The sequence below is a fragment of the Trueperella bernardiae genome (genome assembly GCF_001469025.1).
GTDB lineage: Bacteria > Actinomycetota > Actinomycetes > Actinomycetales > Actinomycetaceae > Trueperella > Trueperella bernardiae.
Genome location: NZ_LNIZ01000002.1, coordinates 123,253 through 140,341, shown reverse-complemented (window position 1 = coordinate 140,341; position 17,089 = coordinate 123,253). Strand labels below are relative to the sequence as shown.

Below are 17,089 nucleotides of genomic sequence, written 5' to 3'. Positions count from 1 at the left end.
CACGCCCCTCGCGCCCAGTGCCCAGCACTGCGCCTGGCAGAAGTCGTGAATATACCGGCTACCGATCGCTATAGGGGCCTGGTATGCCTCAGGTTCACGAGTTGTGTCAGGCCGCCCGGCCAACCGCCGCCTACGCCTCGCGCGGGGCGTTGCCGATCCGGCTGACCATGTACCAGTACCAGCCGGCGAGCAGGATGTAGACCACGGTGAGCACCGCAAACACGGAGGGCTCCCAGCCGGTGTCCGGTAGCGCGACGGCGGCCAGCCCGGCCGCGCCCACGAACGCGGCGTTGTACATCATGTCGTAGAGGGAGAAGGCCCGCCCGCGGAAAGAATCTGCGGTGTCGGCCTGCACGATCGTGTCCACCGCGATCTTGGCCCCCTGCACGCCTAGCCCCAGCAGCACCGCCGACACGTACAGCAGCGGCATCTTGTATGTGGCCACCAGCAGCGTCTGCGACACTGCCGAGATCCCCAGGCACACCACGATCCACGCCGCCGGCGAGATCCACTGATACACGGTGGGCGTTGCCACGATCGCCAGCCCGTTGCCCACCATCGACACCCCCGCCACCAGAGCGAACATCGCGAGCCCGGCGCCGGCGTCGTGCGGATCGGCCAGCAGGTTGCGCGAGATGAGGAGCAGCGCGATGAAGTTGACTCCGTAGAGGAAGCGGTGGGTGGCCATGACGGTCAGCCCGTACATGGGCGTGCCGCGGCGGGTGAGGTACACGACCCCGTCCCACATCCGCCGCACGACGCCGGCCAGGTCCGTCCCGAGCGTGGTGGTCGGGCGGGCCTCGGGGCCGAGTTCGTCGCGGCCGAGCCGCAGCGCGAGTATCGCGGCCATTGCGAAGATGACCGCGGCCATCATGAGCGCCATCGCGTTGCGCATCGACTCGGCCGAAACGAGGCTGAGCAGCAGTCCCAGGCCCGAGCCGAGCGCCGCCGCCACCGAACCTAGCGTGGGCGTGATGGAGTTCGCCATCACCAGCAGGTGCTTCGGCAGCGTATGCGGCTGTCCGGCCGACAGCCCCGACAGCAAGAAGCGGTTGACCCCCAATGTCACCAGCGCCAGCACGTAGACCAGCCAGTGCGTCGGGGCCGCGAAGATAAGCGCGGCCAACACCACCGCGAGCGCCATCCGGATGAGATTCGCGCCGAACAACACCTGGCGCCGGCTCCACCGGTCCAGCAACGTGCCGGCGAACGGCCCGACCACCGTGAACGGCAGGAGTAGCACCGCGAAGGCCGCGGCCACCCCGGCCGCTGTCGTCGCGTTTTGCGGATTAAAGAAGAACAGCGTGGCGAGCCCGACCTGGAACACCCCGTCGCCGGTCTGCGACACGATCCGGATCACCAGCAGCTTGCGGTACTTCGGATATTGCGCGCACTGGCGCAGTTGCTCGAGCATCCCCGGCTTCTCGCCGCCCAGCTCTTCGGCCGGCTTCCCGCGCGCCTCACCGAGCGCTTCGAGCTCCTCGCCCACGACGCCGGCGTCCCGGCCCGCGCTTTTCTCTCGGCTCGGGCCAGCCACTACTCCTCGCCCCGCTCGGCCCACCAGGCCAGCAAACGGCGCGTGGCCTCCTCCTGCCCGAGCGGCCCCTCCTCCATGCGCAGGGCCAGGAGGTAAGAGCGCGCCTGGCCGACCTCGCGGCCGGGCTTGAGGCCGAGCAGGTCCATGATCTGCTGGCCGTCGAGGTCGGGGCGGATCGCGTCGATCTCCTCTTGCTTCTTCAGCTCAACGATGCGCGCCTCGAGGTCATCCATCCCGGCGGACAGCCACGCGGCCTTGCGCCGGTTGCGGGTAGTGCAGTCGGCGCGGGTGAGCCGGTTGAGGCGCTCGAGTAGCGGGCCGGCGTCGGTGACGTAACGACGCACGGCGGCGTCCGTCCACTTCTGCTCGCCGTACCCGTGGAAGCGCAGGTGAAGGGCGACCAGGGCGGAGACGTCCTTCGTCACCACCTTGGGGAAGCGCAGGTGATTCATGCGCTTGCGGGTCATCTTCGCCCCCACGATGTCGTGGGCGTGGAAGGACACCGCGCCGCCGGGCTCGAATCGGCGGGTGGCGGGTTTGCCGACGTCGTGCATGATCGCGGCGAAGCGCAACACGAAGTCGGGGGCGGGGACGGGGCCGTCGTCGTCGGTCTCAAGCGCGATCGCGCGATCGAGCACGGTGAGGGTGTGCTCGTAGACGTCCTTGTGGCGCCCGTGCTCGTCCACGGTCTCGCGGAGCGCGGAGAATTCGGGGAGCACGACGTCGCACACGCCCGTCTCCACCATGAGTTCCAGGCCCTTGCGCGGGTTGGCGCCGATCATGAGGCGCTCGAGTTCGGCCTGCACGCGCTCAGCGGAGACGATCTCCAGGCGGGCGGCCATGTCAGCCATCGCGCCCATGACCTCCTCGGATACGTCGAAGTCCAGCTGGGAGGCGAAACGGCAGGCGCGCATGATGCGTAGCGGGTCGTCGTCGAAGGACTGCCGGGCCGGGGCCGGGGTTTCGAGCACGCCGTCGATCAAATCATCCAGGCCGCCGCACGGGTCCACGAGCGCCAGCTCGGGCAGGCGCACCGCCATTGCGTTGACCGTGAAGTCGCGCCGCGTGAGGTCGCCCTCCAGCGTGTCGCCGTAGTCCACCTCGGGCTTGCGGGAGGCCGGATCGTAGGTTTCGGTGCGGTAGGTGGTGACCTCCACGACCAGCCCGGAGCGCGCCGCGCCGATCGTGCCGAAGTCCTTGCCGATGTCCCACACCTTGTCGCCCCACTCGCCGAGCAGGGCCATCGTCTCATCGGGACGCGCCGACGTCGTCAAATCAAAGTCGTGAATAGCGCGGCCCAGGAAGGCATCTCGAACTGGCCCGCCAACGAGGGCCAATTCGTGCCCGGAACGTGCGAAAATAGATCCTAGTTCAAGAATTGCCTCAGGCAGATCGGACAGGGATCGGTGTCCCTGCACGAGAAGCCGGGCGCGCTGGTTCGTGCCGGCGTCCGTCGTCGTCAAGGAAGTGGTATCGCGTTCAGTCACTCCTTAAGAGTGCCAGAAAACCGGGTGCGTGAGCACTTTCCTCGACCTAGATCACTACAGTAGAAATAAGATGTCAAGAAGATTCCCGGCCCCTCCTCCCAGGGGGTCGCGCCGCAGACGACCAGTGGTTCGTATCCACAACCTGCCGGTCGTCAACGAGACGTCCGCGGGCGGCGTCATCGTCTCGGTCAAAGGCGGCCAGGCCTACGTTGCCGTCATCGCCCGGCGTAATCGCGGCGGGCGCCTCGAGTGGTGCCTGCCGAAGGGCCACCTCGAGGGCGACGAGACGCCCGAGCAGGCGGCCGTGCGCGAGGTCAGCGAGGAAACCGGTATCTTCGGCCGCGCCCTCATGCACCTGGCCTCCATCGACTACTGGTTTTCCTCCACTGACAAGCGCGTGCACAAGGTCGTCCACCACTTCCTCCTCGAGGCGCTCTCCGGCGAGCTGACCGTGGATAACGACCCGGACCAGGAGGCTGAGGACGTGGAGTGGGTGCGCATCGACAAGGTCGCCACCCGCCTGGTCTACCCCAACGAACGCCGCATTGTGGGCATGGCCCGCGCGATCCTGTACGGGGGCCGCGAATGAAACGCCTAGTGGCGGCGCTGGTCGCCGCGCTCGTGGTGGGTATACCCGGTGCGCTGTCTGCCTCCGGGCCCGCCTTCGCGACGACGGACGCCCGGCCCGGCGCCCAGGGCACCAGCTCCGAGACCGCGAGCGCCGAAGCCGACTCCGCGCAGCCCGCCGTCACCATCTCCGACGCCCCCGCCGTCCTGGAGGCGGGCCAGGACCTGGTGGTGTCGGTGGACGTGACGAACACGGGCACCGCCCCGCTCACCCTGACCTCTGCCGACCTGCGCGCGCAGGCCACCACCGCGGTCTCCGAGTTCTCGGTGCATCGCTGGATGGCCGACGTCACCCCTTCTTGGGACGTCGCCCGCACCGATATCTCCCGCAGCGTCGCCCCCGGCCAGACCATCACGCTGCGTCTCAGCTTTCCCGACACCGAGCTGCCCTGGCCCACCGGCGAGTTCACGTGGGGCCCGCGCGGCATTGAGATCGAGCTGTCCACCGACGACGGCCCGGTCGGCTTTGACCGCACGATGATTGTGGTGGCCTCCTCCGCCGAGCTCACCCCGTTCCCGGCCACAGCGGTGGTGCCCGTCTCGGCGATCAGCTCCGAGCCGATCAACCTGCTCCTTGACGCCCCCGCCACCGATTCCGACACCGACGCCCTCCTCCCCGACGTCACGAAGCAGGTGGATGCCTGGGACATCGCGGGCGTCACGCTGGCCGTGGACCGGGAGCTGCCGGTAAGCACGGACCGCGCCACCCTCCTCGCCCTGCCGGCCTATGACGCGGACATCTCCGCGCTGTCCGCCCTCGACCGCGAGCAGCAAGCGCGCGAGCTCGCCACGAACACCGTGTTCCTGCCCGCCTCGTCTCCCACCGCCAACGACATCGCCTTCGCCCACGACCTGGGCATGACCGTCCTTGTCCCCGACGCCGACTACGCGCCCGCCGACACGCTCACCTACACCCCCTCGGCCGTCACCACCTTCCAGGGTGAGCCGCTGCTGGTCACCAATTCCCTCGCTTCCGACGTGCTTTCCGGCGAGTTGCAGGTGATCGGCCGCGACGACGTCGCCCTCGACACGCTCGACACCCGCCAGGTCGCGGTCGCCCTTTCCGCCGTCCACCACCGCCAGCGCCCCAACGATCCGCGCCCCTACGTCCTCGCCGTGCCCCGGGGGGCGAGCGACGCCGCCCGCGCGGCTGTGGCCGCAGTGCTGGACGCAAGCTGGGTGACGGCGTCGTCGGTCAAAGCTCTCATTGGCCTCGAGCCGGACGACACCGAGCGCGTCCTCACCGAGCCCGACACCGAACCTTCCGGCGCGCTCACGCGCGGGGAGGTCACCGCGATCGACCACGCACTGGCCGCCTTCAGCGCCGTGGCCGCGATCTTCCCCGACGCCGATGCCAAGGTGGCCGCCGCCACCACCGCGGCGCAGGAGCTGACCTCCGTGTCGTGGCGCGGCAACCCGTCCGGGCGCGAAGCCCTCATCCGCACGATCGCGCCCACGCCCGCCCAGCTCGAGACGATCCACGTCTCCACTACCTCCACGATCAACCTCATCTCGGAAAGTTCGGCACTACCCGTGCAGGTGACGAACGGCTTCCATCAGCCGGTGACCGTAACCGTTCACCTCGATGTGCCGGACATCCGCCTGCGCGCACCGTCGCCGGTGGAGGTGACACTGCCGGGGTCGTCGACCACCACGGTCTCGGTGCCGGTGGAGGCTCACGGCTCGGGCAACCTGGACGTGGAGGTGACGGTGACGAACGCGGACGGCACGGTGGTCGGCGCTAAGGACGTGCTGCGCGTGCGGGTGCGGGCGGACTGGGAGAACGTGGGCACCGTGGTGATCGCCGGGGCCGTGGGCCTCGTGTTCCTTATCGGCCTGGTGAAGTCAGTGCGCGATGGCCGCCGTTCCAAGCCCGTGCAGCCGGACGATTTCGTGGCGGCATCAAGGCGATCGTGACACGGTCGCGGTAGACTTTGGCAAAGATTGACGAGGGAGTGAGACGTGAACACATACGCGCAGGCTGGTCAGCGCATCGCCGACCGGTTCGATCTGCTGTACCCGTACGAGCATCAGCCGAGCGATCAGGCGAGTGTGTGGGTGGCGCTCGACGTGGTGCTGTCGCGGCACGTGCGCGCCATCGTCGTTGACCCCGACTCCCCGCGCGCCCAACCCACGATCGACGCCGCCCACCGCGCCTCCCTCGTGGGGGACCCGCACCTCGTGTCGATCGTGCAGGTGGATTCGGAGGACCTGGCGATCATCACGGAGATCCCGCCGGGCAGTCCCGTCTCCCAGCATCTGATCGGCACGCCGCTGCCACCCGAGCAGGTGGCCTCCATTATTGGCGAGGCCGCGAGCGCGATCGCCACCGCCGCCCGGCGCGGCGTGCGCCACCTGCATTGCACGGGCAGGACCATCTTCCTCACGCCCGAGGGCGACGTGATCGTGGACGGGTTGGGGGTTTTCGGCGCGCTGGCCGGGGCTGACACGTCGAAGGACCGCGCCGACCTCGACCGCGACGAGGCGCGAGGGCTGAGCGTGCTGTGCGCGTCGTTACTGCTCGGCCACGACTTCCCCGAGCCCTCCGAGCACGACTCGGCCATCTATGAGGCCCGCCAGCTCGATCTGCCTCCCGTGCTCGACTCCCTGCTCACGCGCGAGTCCGAGGGCCAGGGTGCCACCTCGCCCGCCGACCTCACCCGCTCGCTCGTGCCCTGGCACGCGATCGACGTGGCGGCTTTGCCTGGGAAGGCCAACGACGCCGCCACCGCGGCTGACGGCATTCCGCCCGTCACGGCACCGAAGACGCGCCCGCAGTGGCCGGCGCTCAAGCCCGAGGCGATTGATGCGCACGAAGAAGAGGTAGGCGCTGAGGGCGTGGGCGCCGTAGAGACGGCGGACGAGCCCGCGGAGGAACTTGCGGGCGAGCCGGCCACGATCGAGATAGTCGCGGCCGACATCGAGAACGAGGCAGAAGACGCTGGGGCAGAAGGCGCCGCGGCCGACATCGAGGAGCCTGCGGCTGCAGAGCCCGAACCCGTGCACCAGCCTGCCGAAACGAAGGCCGAGGCGGCGCAGGTGGTCGACGACGCGCTCGGCCTGGACGGGGATGCCAAGCTTTCCTCGCCAATCGCGTGGCCCGACCTTTCCCATGAACCCGAGGGCCCGGCCACCGAGGCCTTCTCCCCCGAGGAGGCCCAGACTGCCGTCATGCCAGCGGAAGAGTCGGCAGCCGAGCTGGAGGCCGACGTCGTTGACGAGGGCGACAAGTCGCAGGTTGACCGCGAGCCCGAGAGCGTCGTGCCCGAGGCGAAGTCTGGCCCGAAGCGTGTGAGCGTGCTTGAGGGTGAGGTCACCGAGCCGGAGCGCATCACGCGCACGGCCATGGCGGCGCGCGCGGCTGAGCCCGCCGCGAGACCCGATCCGAAGCCCGCCGGCGCTCCCTTAGCAAAGTCTGCTACCAAGCCCACGCCAAAGCCCGCACTCACCGAGTACGAGCGCGAGCGGGAGAAAAAGTTCGACGTGTCGAAGGTGGTGCTGCCGCTGTTCGCGGTCGGCATCGTTTTCTTTGGTTGGTTGGGATTGAAGACGCTGACGGCGCCGGTCGCCCCGGTGACGCTGGTCGATCCGGACACGAACGTGCCCTCCACGGAGGAGCCCTCGGCCACGGCCGAACCTACCGCCGAGCCGAGCCCCACCCCTACCGTGGCGCCCGCCATTGCCGCGGCCGAGCTGGTCAGCCCCGACGCCGGCCTGCTGCGCGGCACAGACCCGGCCACGCTGGACAACCCGAGCATCGTGCCGCTCGCCGTGGATGGCAACCCGGAGACGGAGTGGGAGTCGTGGACGTACGGCTCGCCCGATATGTACACTATGTCCGGTATTGGCCTCTATGTAGAGCTCGAGCAGGAGGCCACAGTCGCCGAGGTCACGATCGACACCGTGGGCAACACCGGCGGGAATATTCAGATCCGCGACACCGTTAAGGATGCACCCTCGGCAGGCAAGGTCCTCGCCGAAGGGCCCGCGGATGGCAGCACCACGTTCACGCTAAGCGAGCCGCTCACCGGCACGTCATTCGTCATCTGGATGACCGAGCTGCCCCTCAACAGCGCGGGTGAACCGCAAATGATCGTGTCCGAAATTCATGTGAAGTAGAAACGAGGAAGAGTGACTATTCACGACGTCGTCATCGTCGGCTCCGGCCCCGCCGGATGGACCGCCGCCATTTACACGGCCCGCGCCGGCCTCAAGCCCGTCGTCATCGCTGGCGCTGTCAGCGCTGGTGGCGCGCTCATGCAGACCACCGAGGTGGAGAACTTCCCCGGCTGGCCCGAGGGCATCCTCGGCCCGGACCTCATGGAGAAGCTCCAGGAGCAGGCGGAGCGCTTCGGCGCGGACGTGCGCTACGAGGACGCGGAGTCCATGACGCTCGAGGGCGAGGTCAAGGAGGTCGTCACCGACGAGGAGACCTACCAGGCCAAGACCGTCATCCTCGCGCTCGGTTCGGAGTACAAGAAGTTGGGCCTGCCCGGCGAGGAGGAGCTGTCGGGCAAGGGCGTGTCCTACTGCGCCACGTGCGACGGGTTCTTCTTCCGTAACCAGGAGATCGCGGTGGTCGGCGGCGGCGATTCGGCCGTGACCGAGGCCCAATTCCTCTCGCGCTTCGGCACCACGGTTCACGTCATTCACCGCCGCGACGAACTGCGCGCCTCGCAGATTATGGCCGACCGCCTGCTCGCCAACGACAAGGTGAAGATGCATTGGAACTCCGTGGTTGAATCGATTAACGGCTCAGCCAAGCTTGATTCCCTCACCCTGCGTGACACCGTGACGGGCGAGACCCGCGAGCTACCCGTGACTGGCCTGTTCGTGGCGATCGGCCACGAGCCGCGCACCGAGTTCATCAAGGGCCAGATCGCGCTCGACGACAAGGGCTACATCACCGTGGCCGAGCCCAGCACCGCAACGAGCGTGCCGGGCGTGTTCGCGTGCGGCGACGTCGTCGACTCCCACTACCAGCAGGCGATCACCGCCGCGGGCATGGGCTGCAAGGCCGCGCTCGACGCCGAAGCCTACCTGGAGGCACTGGCCGGCTGACCGGCGGGCCGGCGTCGTCGGTTAACAAGCGCTTGTGACGCCAGCGGGCCGTTGGGCGCAAGCCGGCAGGCCGGCGTCGTTGGGTAGCCTGTGGACAATTCTGCGCGGGTGGGAGGCAAAGTGGTAGCGTCGGCGTGGGAGAGGAATGAGATGAACGAGCGCATCGCGAGCAAACTAGCCGCCACGGGATCGGGCACGCGCCTGGATCCGTGGTTTGACCGTTACGCGGACCGGGCACTTGGCATGCGCCAGTCCGAGACCCGCTCGCTGTTCGCAGTGGCGAACCGCCCGGAGGTCGTCTCGCTCGCCGGCGGCATGCCGAACATCGAGGGCCTCCCGCTCGACTTCCTGGCGGAAATGTCTGCCAAGCTCATCCGCGAACGCGGCACGCAGGTGCTGCAATACGGTGGCGGCCAGGGTGAGGAAGAGCTACGGGAGATGATCGTTGAGATCATGCGCCCAGAAGGTATTCGCGCCCACCCCGACGACATCGTGGTGACCACCGGCTCGCAGCAGGCGCTGGACCTCATCACGCAGATCTTCATCAACCCGGGCGACGTGATCGTGGCCGAGGCACCCAGTTACGTGGGCGCGCTCGGCGTGTTCCGCGCCTACCAGGCCAACGTGGTGCACGTGCCGCTCGATAAGGACGGGCTGATCCCGGAGGCGCTCGAGGAGACGCTGACCAAGCTAGAGAACGAGGGCCGTGAGGTCAAGTTCCTCTACACCGTGCCGAATTTCCACAACCCGGCGGGCGTGTCGATGTCGCTGGAGCGCCGCCCGCAGATCGTGGAGATCTGTAAGCGCCATCACGTGCTCATCCTCGAGGACAACCCGTATGGGATGCTCGGTTTCGACGACGTGACGATGACCCCGCTGCAGACCTTCAACCCCGACGGGGTAATCTATCTCGGCTCGTTTTCCAAGACCTTCGCGCCCGGGTATCGCGTGGGTTGGGCGCTGGCCTCGCACGCCGTCATTCAGCGACTGGTGCTGGCGAATGAGAACGCGGTGCTGTCGCCCACGAAGATGGGCCAACTGTCGATCTCCGAATACCTGCGCACGTACGACTGGATGGCGCAGATCAAGTCCTACCGCTCGATGTACCGCGAGCGGCGGGATGCGATGACGGGCGCGCTGGCGAAGTACCTGCCGCAATGCTCGTGGAACGTGCCCGAGGGCGGGTTCTACACGTGGGTGAAGGTACCCGACGGGATCGACGCCAAGGCGATGCTTCCGCGCGCCACCACCAATCTCGTGGCCTACGTGTCCGGCACAGCATTTTACGCGGACGGGCAGGGGCGCGACCACATGCGCCTATCCTTCTGCTACCCCACCCCGGAGCGGATAAAGGAGGGCGTGCGGCGCCTGTCCACCGTGCTCGAGGCCGAACTCGACACCGTTCAGATGTTCGGCAACCCCAATCGTCACACCAACTCCGGCGTGGAAACGCCGAACTCGAACCTAAGGTAGGTAATGATGGGCCCGATGACAGTAGCTGTGCTCGCCGGTGGCCTCACCCACGAACGTGAGATCTCGCTCCACTCCGGCCGCCGCGTGGCCGATTCGCTGCGTAACTCCGGGATCCAGGTCAAGGTTCTCGACGTCGACGCCCAGCTCCTCCAGCGCCTGGACGCGATCGAGCCCGACGTCGTGTGGCCGCTCGTGCACGGATCCATCGGCGAGGACGGCTCGCTGCAGGACCTGCTGGTGTTGGCCGGGTACCCGTTCGTCGGCTCAGAAGCCTTCGGATGCCGGCTGGCCTCGGACAAGTCGGTGGCCGCGTCGGTGCTGGCGCGCGCCGGGCTGCGGGTGCCCGATTCGCTCGCGCTTCCGCAGAGCCTGTTCCGCGAGGTGGGCGTGGGCAACATTTTGAACCTGGTGGAGCACCGCTTCGATTTCCCCCTGGTGGTGAAGCCCACCAAAGCTGGGTCCTCGATGGGCCTGTCGATCGTGTCTGACCGCGCGGCGCTGCCGGGCGCGATGGTGGACTGTTTCGCGTACGGGGATGTGGCCCTCATCCAGCAGCACATCGCGGGGCGTGAATTCGGCGTCGGCATCGCCGACCTTGGGGAGGGCCCGCGGGCGCTGCCGCCGGTGGAAGTCCGGGCGTCCGGCCCCTACGACTACGACGCGCGATACAACCCCGGCCGGGTGGAGTACCTCATTGCGGACGAGGAGGACAAGGTGACGCACGTGGTCAGCGAGATGGCCGAGGCCGTGCACCGTACGCTCGGGCTGCGCCACCTGTCGCGCACGGATGTCATGGTCGACGCCGAGGGCCAGGCCTGGTTCCTCGACGTCAACATCACCCCCGGCATGAGCGAGACCTCGATCTTCCCGCAGGGCGCGGCCGCGCTGGCGCGCCGCCAGGGCCGCACGCTCGACGACGTCTACCTCGACATCCTCACAACGGCCGCGCACTCCGCCGACGCCGCCCAGGAGTAGGGCGGGCGCTGGCCACGCAAGCAACGCTGGCGAGTGCCGTCAGCGACGACGCGGGAGTCATGAGTTTCACCCGGTTCGCCGCACATGTTGCGCTGGCAGATCTCAGGCTTGTTGCGCCGCGCCGCTCTCTGCCTCGACTGCCACGGCACCCTCGGAGAGGTTGTCGAGGATCCGGTTCAGGTCTTCGATCGTCGCGAATTCGATGGCGATCCGCCCCTTGGTCAAGCCCATGTTGACCTTGACCCGGGTGTTGAACCGGTCCGAGAGGCGGCCCGCGAGCTCATTGAGCTCTTCCGCGTAACGGCCGCGGCGGGGACCCCGTGCACGTGCGGGGGCGTAGTCCTCTCCGATCGCCACGGTTTCCTCGACCTGCCGAACCGAGAGGCCCTCCGCTACGATACGCTGGGCGAGGCGCTCCATCGCCGCCGGATCCGTGAGCCCGAGCAGGGCGCGGGCGTGTCCCGCCGAGAGAACGCCGGCCGCCACCCGACGCTGGACGAGCGGGGGTAGCTTGAGCAGGCGTAGCGTGTTGGAGATCTGCGGGCGCGAGCGAGCAATTCGCCGGGAGAGTTCTTCCTGCGTGCACCGGAAGTCCTCGAGGAGCTGCTGGTAGGCAGCCGCTTCTTCCAGGGCGTTGAGGTTTGCCCGGTGGAGGTTTTCGAGGAGGGCGTCGCGCAGGAGGTCGGCGTCGTCGGTGTGACGGACGATCGCGGGGACGGTGTCCTTGCCCGCCCGCTGCGAAGCTCGCCAACGACGTTCGCCCATGATGAGCTCGTATTGCGCGTCCGGGTTGTCTGGGTGGTGCTCCGCGAGCCCGCGCACGACTATCGGCTGCAGCACCCCGACCTCCGCAATCGAGTCTGCGAGCTCTTGGAGATCGTCCTCGTCGAAGACTTCGCGCGGCTGGCGGGTGTTGGGAATGATGGCGTCGACGGGAATGTCGCCGAAGGTGGCGCCCGGGACGGGGAGCAGCCCGTTGGGATCAGCGGTGTCAGCAGTAGCAGCGGTGGCCAGGTCAGGCATGCCCATGCCCGTGGGTGTTCCACCAGCCCGGCCCTTGCCCTTGGCGGGCACACCCGGCTCGCTTGCGGTTTCTGTTCCCGAACCTGCCGCCAAGTCGAGCGAGATTTCCAGGCCGGCGCCTTCCTTGGCTGCATTTTCGGACAGCATGGAATTCTCCGAAGAACTGGCCTCCGAAGCGGCCTTCTTCGCGGTTGTCTTTTTTGCCGTGGTCTTCCGGGCAGTTGCCGGCTTCGTTTCGCCGGATTCCTTCACCGTATCTGCCTCAGACACCACAGTGTCCGAATTGTCCGAAGTGTCGGCGCTTGTCGTCTCCTTCGCGATGGGCGAGCTGAAGAAAACGTCCGTGGCCCGACTGCGCGTTTCCTTTTGTTCCTCGGGGAACAGCGCGCCGAGTCCGCGTCCGAGTGCTCTTCTCTTGTCAGACATTCTTACCTCCGGTTGGCGATCTCGTGGGCGGCGGCGAGGTAGGCGACGCCTCCGGCCGAACGCGGGTCATACGTGAGCACGGTCTGCTCGAAGCTGGGCGCCTCGGAGATCTTCACGTTGCGAGGGATCTCGACCGTGAGGGTTTGCTCCGGGAAGTGCTCGCGCACATCGGCAGCGACGTCCTGTGACAGGTTGGTGCGCTTGTCGAACATAGTGAGCAGGATCGAGGAGATGTGCAGCTCCGGGTTCGCTGATTCCTTGATCATGTTGATGGTGTTGACCAGCTGGGTCAGGCCCTCCAGTGCGTAGTACTCCGCCTGGATGGGGATCAGCACCTCGCGAGCGGCGATGAGGGAGTTCAGCGTGAGGAGCCCGAGGCTGGGCGGGCAGTCGATGATGATGTAGTCGTCGTCCAGGTTAGCGGCTTCTATCGCTTCCTTGAGGCGGTATTCCCGTCGGAATTCCATGATGAGTGAGACCTCGACCGACGAAAGATCGATCGTCGATGGAACCACTTGCAGGTTGACGATGTCCGGGCATTGGTAGGTGACCTCATCGAGAGGTTTCTGGCCCATCATAACTTCATACAGCGACTCGGTGCCGGGCGTGTGCGGAGTTCCAAGAGCCGTCGAGGCGTTGCCCTGGGGATCCGCGTCAATGACCAGCACCTTGAGACCACCGAGCGCGAGTCCCGCAGCGATGTTCACCGCCGTGGTCGTCTTTCCGACGCCGCCCTTTTGATTTGCGACCGCAATGATTCTGGTCTGCTCGGGCTTGGGAAGCTTTTTTCCGCGAAGTCCTCGCAGTGTCTTCCTGTCACGGAGGAGTTCTGCACCCACTGGGGATGCCGCTTCCGTGAATTGCTCTTCAAAAGTACGCTTGACGGGCTCAGTGCCGCGGCGACGCTCGGCTTGACGTCTGGGATCTGCCACTTCTGCTCCTCGGGTTGTTAGGAATTCATTCTATCGGAGTGCCCCGACAATCGCGCTTCTGAACTGCTTTCGAGCGATGTTTCACGTGAAACATCGGCCCCGCGCACGAACGTTGACTGGTTAATTTCTCCATCAAACTGACCGCGTTTCACGTGAAACAGTCGCGCCTCTCCACAGCACTTGTGATGTCCACAGGGCCTGTCAACCGTTTCACGTGAAACACTATTCGGTTCCCAACTGTCTTGTGCTATACGTTGGCGGAAACGATATAGTTTACTCAATTCGAATGTTTTAAGTGAAACGTTCAACAGCCGAAGAGCGACGGCACGTTACAAGGAATTGCAGACTAAGCCGCCTCAAAAGACTATGACGTTTCACGTGAAACGGAAATCTAAAGGAAGCTACCGAAGGACCTGTCCCGAACAGCGCCCGAAGTAACTACGAAGGAACGGAAAAATGACGCTCCCTGCCGGACGTCCCGGCGACACTTCCGCAGACAGAAGCACCAGAGCGGTGTTTCACGTGAAACATGAAACGGTGAAACAGCACACTACGTGAAGTGCCAGCGGAGGCACGGCGTTATAACCGCCCGTAGTGCCTCACGTTAAACGCATGGCTATCAGTTCAAGTACCTGCATTGCAGTCAAATGGAGGGAAGGCTGTCACAGACAAATTTGCTGTTTCACGTGAAACGCTTAATTCCTTCGGTACGACACGGCATTAGAACCGTGGGGGGCCAGATAGCTCGGCCGGCTGCGATGTTTCACGTGAAACGGAAGTGCGGAGGTGCCAGAAAGTAGATAAAGAACGACCCGAACCGCAGGTGGCTACACCGGGGCGGCGACATAAAGTTTCACCGCCTTAAGAACCGGCGTCTCTACCGCAGACGAAACCAAATGCCCAATGTTTCACGTGAAACATTCGCGCAGCATTCGCTACTCACGACACTGTTTCACGTGAAACATCGCGCTGACGGCCAGACTCCGACTACAAAGCCTGAACCGCTCACTACTTCATCTTGACGACCTCAACTACCCTTGTGCCCTCGTCAGTTCCCCACACATCCACGTCCATCGTTCGCGCAGACTGTGCCCGGTATTTCATGAGTTGCTTCTCGGCCTCGGCTACTTCAATCTCGGCCCGCTGCCCCTTGAGTGCGACAAGCCGTCCGCCGGGCTTGAGTAGTGGTAGCGTCCAGGGGAGTAGCTTCTTGAGGGCGGCGACTGCGCGGGCGGTCACGACGTCCACGGCATATGTCTTGGGTAGATCTTCGGCTCTGGCGCGGATGACGTTCACGTTCTCCAACGCCAGTTCATCGGTGACGAACTGGAGCCAGTCGGTGCGTCGTTCCATGGGTTCGATGAGGTCGACGTCAAGGTCAGGGCGAATGATAGCGAGAACCATTCCAGGAAATCCGGCTCCCGCCCCTACGTCCGCGATCCTCATCCCGTTGGGCACGAACTCCGACACGGCAGTCGAGTTCAGCAGGTGGCGCGACCACAAGCGGTCCAGCTCCCGCGGCCCAATGAGGCCGCGCAGCTCACCCTGCTCCACGAGCAGTTCTCCGAAGCGAACGAGCCGCTCCCACTCGCGAACACCAAAGTGACCTGCGCCGCCCTCCGGCGTGGGCTCCACTCTCACCACGTCAACACGCGCACTCGCCGGCTCCCACCCGGACTTCCTCGCATCCGACATCTCTACACGCTCCCTCTTCTACCACTACCTACAGAAACGGGGGCCAGCCGCAGCCAGCCCCCGCATCAGCGTTGCTTACTCGTCCGCGGACTCGGCGCTCTCCGCGCTCTCCCCGCTGTCGGCACTTTCCGCACTCTCAGCGCTGTCGCCAGAGTAGTCGTCGTCGTAATCATCATCGGGAAGGGTGATGACCACGTGGCGGTCCTGGCCCACGCCCGACGAATCAGACACAAGCCCGGCGGCGGCCACGACGTCGTGGACCACCTTGCGCTCGAACGGGTTCATCGGCTTCATCGAGTAGGGCTCTCCGGTTTCCTCCACGCGGTCCACCGCGCGCTGTGCGATCTCCGCGATGTGGCGGCGGTGGCTGTCGCGGTAGCCAAGGATGTCGAGCATGAGGCGCGAACGCTCGCCGGTCTCCTGCTGGACCGCCAGGCGGGTCAGCTCCTGTAGCGAATCGAGTGCCTCGCCCTTGCGGCCGATGAGGCGCTTGAGCCGGCGGTCCCCGCCGTCGTCAGACACGATCGCCACGGAGGCGCGGTCGGCCTCGACACCGATCTCGATGTCCCCGTCGAGGTCCGCGATGTCGAGCAGCTCCTCGAGGTAGTCTGCGGCGATGTCGCCTTCTTGATCAAGCTTGGAAGTATCTTCGCTCATCTTTATCCCCTAAAAATTGCGCTTCTTTTGGTTCTGCTGGCGCTGCTTAGCCTGCTGCTTCTTGTTCTTCTTGGTCTTCGACCGCTGCCGCTCGGCCATCCGCCGCTCGTAGCGCTTCTGGGCGCGCTCGGCGTCGGTGAGTCCGTCGAGTCCCCGAATCTCATACTCTTCTTCGGCGATGTCGGCGGCGGCGCCGTTCACGACGTCGGCGGCGGGCTCAACGCCCTTCGCTGCGGCCTTCTTGGAGCGCTTTTTGCCGAGGGGCTGTTCGCGCTGACCCACCGACACTTCGGTGGGCGACTCTTCTTCCTCCGGCGGCAGGCCCTTGGCGATGCGCTTGGCGCGCAGCCGCTCCTGGCGGGCCTTATAGGCCGGCGAGCCGGGCGCGGGGTTCTTGGTGATAAGCCAAGTCTGCTGGCCAATGTTCCAAATGTTTCCGGTCAGCCAGTACACGAGCACGCCCACCTGGAACACCGAACCGGAGAACAGGTAGATCAACGGCATGCCGTAAAGCATGTACTTCTGCATCTTGTATGCCGGGTTGTCCGGGTCCTGCGAGTCCTCGGGCAGGTTCTTCGTCATGATCTGCTTCTGCGAGAAGAACAGGGTGGCCATCATGAGGGCGATGAGCACCACGGCCACCACGATGACGTTCGTGGGCAGGGAAAAGCTGTTCGCCGTCGAGATCGAGGACACGAGCGGGGCACCGAAGACCGTAGACTCGCCGATCTCCTGGGCCACGGCCTGGTTGATCGGGCCAATCGACGGGCGCTGGTACGAGACGGTGGAAATCGGCAAAACCGCGTAGAGCAGGCGGAAAAGGGAGAAGAAGATCGGCATCTGGATGAGCGCCGGGAGGCAGGCCGAAAACGGCGACGTGCCGTGGTCGCGGTAGAGCGCCATCATTTCTTCCTGCTGGCGCTGCTGGGAGACCTGGTCGGTACGCCCCTTGTACTTCTTCTGGATCTTGCGGATCTCGGGTGCGAGCTCCTGCGATGCGCGCGAGGCCCTGGTCTGCTTATTAAACAGCGGGATGATGAGGATGCGGATGATGATCGTGAGGCCCACGATCGACAGTACCCACGCGGGCCCGGCGCCCGCCTGCATCCCGATCGCGGTCAGTGCGGTGTGAATCCCGTACATGATGTAGGAAATGATCCACATGAGGGGGAAGAGGATGGTATCCACCTATACGC

General features: G+C 65.8%; 13 protein-coding genes. 6 read left to right on the top strand and 7 right to left on the bottom strand.

What is annotated here, in order from left to right:
• Positions 1-130: 130 nt before the first annotated feature.
• Both AQZ59_RS02600 and AQZ59_RS02595 read right to left on the bottom strand, forming a co-directional pair.
• Positions 131-1,537 (bottom strand): MFS transporter, encoded by a 1,407-nt coding sequence (locus tag AQZ59_RS02600; protein WP_236698643.1) that lies wholly within the window; start codon positions 1,535-1,537, stop codon positions 131-133.
• Entirely contained in the window at positions 1,537-2,955 is a 1,419-nt protein-coding gene (locus tag AQZ59_RS02595) for a CCA tRNA nucleotidyltransferase (RefSeq protein WP_371440857.1), read from the bottom strand. Before AQZ59_RS02595 ends, AQZ59_RS02600 begins: the two co-directional genes overlap by 1 nt.
• A 139-nt stretch (positions 2,956-3,094) precedes the next feature.
• Between AQZ59_RS02595 and AQZ59_RS02590 the strand changes: the two genes are divergently transcribed.
• The 6 genes from AQZ59_RS02590 to AQZ59_RS02565 all read left to right on the top strand — a co-directional run bounded on the left by AQZ59_RS02590 (position 3,095) and on the right by AQZ59_RS02565 (position 11,160).
• Complete coding sequence (locus tag AQZ59_RS02590; RefSeq protein WP_082661100.1) at positions 3,095-3,613, top strand: NUDIX hydrolase; 519 nt, start codon at positions 3,095-3,097, stop codon at positions 3,611-3,613.
• Complete coding sequence (locus AQZ59_RS02585; RefSeq protein ID WP_143602081.1) at positions 3,610-5,568, top strand: DUF6049 family protein; 1,959 nt, start codon at positions 3,610-3,612, stop codon at positions 5,566-5,568. The genes AQZ59_RS02590 and AQZ59_RS02585 overlap by 4 nt, the downstream gene beginning before the upstream one ends.
• Before the next feature lie 45 nt (positions 5,569-5,613).
• A complete protein-coding gene (locus AQZ59_RS02580) occupies positions 5,614-7,770 on the top strand; it encodes a protein kinase family protein (protein ID WP_062612882.1) in 2,157 nt (718 codons plus the stop codon).
• 12 nt (positions 7,771-7,782) lie between these two features.
• Positions 7,783-8,712, top strand: a complete 930-nt coding sequence (gene trxB, locus AQZ59_RS02575; protein WP_062612879.1) for a thioredoxin-disulfide reductase — start codon at positions 7,783-7,785, stop codon at positions 8,710-8,712.
• Positions 8,713-8,862: 150 nt separating this feature from the next.
• Positions 8,863-10,185 carry an aminotransferase-like domain-containing protein gene (locus AQZ59_RS02570; protein WP_062612877.1) on the top strand — a complete coding sequence of 441 codons (1,323 nt, stop codon included), beginning with the start codon at positions 8,863-8,865 and terminating at the stop codon, positions 10,183-10,185.
• A gap of 15 nt (positions 10,186-10,200) precedes the next feature.
• On the top strand, positions 10,201-11,160 hold the full coding sequence (locus AQZ59_RS02565; protein ID WP_236698642.1) for a D-alanine--D-alanine ligase family protein: 960 nt from the start codon (positions 10,201-10,203) through the stop codon (positions 11,158-11,160).
• Between the two features lie 102 nt (positions 11,161-11,262).
• On the opposite strand, the gene AQZ59_RS02560 is transcribed toward AQZ59_RS02565, so the two are convergent.
• The 5 genes from AQZ59_RS02560 to yidC all read right to left on the bottom strand — a co-directional run bounded on the left by AQZ59_RS02560 (position 11,263) and on the right by yidC (position 17,081).
• The gene (locus tag AQZ59_RS02560; protein ID WP_330218610.1) at positions 11,263-12,453 is read right to left on the bottom strand and encodes a ParB/RepB/Spo0J family partition protein; all 1,191 of its coding nucleotides are present in this window, start codon (positions 12,451-12,453) and stop codon (positions 11,263-11,265) included.
• A gap of 158 nt (positions 12,454-12,611) precedes the next feature.
• On the bottom strand, positions 12,612-13,448 hold the full coding sequence (locus tag AQZ59_RS02555) for a ParA family protein (protein ID WP_062612871.1): 837 nt from the start codon (positions 13,446-13,448) through the stop codon (positions 12,612-12,614).
• 1,101 nt (positions 13,449-14,549) lie between these two features.
• Positions 14,550-15,236: a 16S rRNA (guanine(527)-N(7))-methyltransferase RsmG gene (gene rsmG / locus AQZ59_RS02550; protein ID WP_062612869.1), complete on the bottom strand. Its 687-nt coding sequence runs from the start codon at positions 15,234-15,236 to the stop codon at positions 14,550-14,552.
• 75 nt (positions 15,237-15,311) lie between these two features.
• Positions 15,312-15,893: a Jag family protein gene (locus AQZ59_RS02545; protein ID WP_062612867.1), complete on the bottom strand. Its 582-nt coding sequence runs from the start codon at positions 15,891-15,893 to the stop codon at positions 15,312-15,314.
• Between the two features lie 9 nt (positions 15,894-15,902).
• Positions 15,903-17,081: a membrane protein insertase YidC gene (gene yidC / locus AQZ59_RS02540; RefSeq protein ID WP_062612865.1), complete on the bottom strand. Its 1,179-nt coding sequence runs from the start codon at positions 17,079-17,081 to the stop codon at positions 15,903-15,905.
• Between the last annotated feature and the right edge of the window lie 8 nt (positions 17,082-17,089).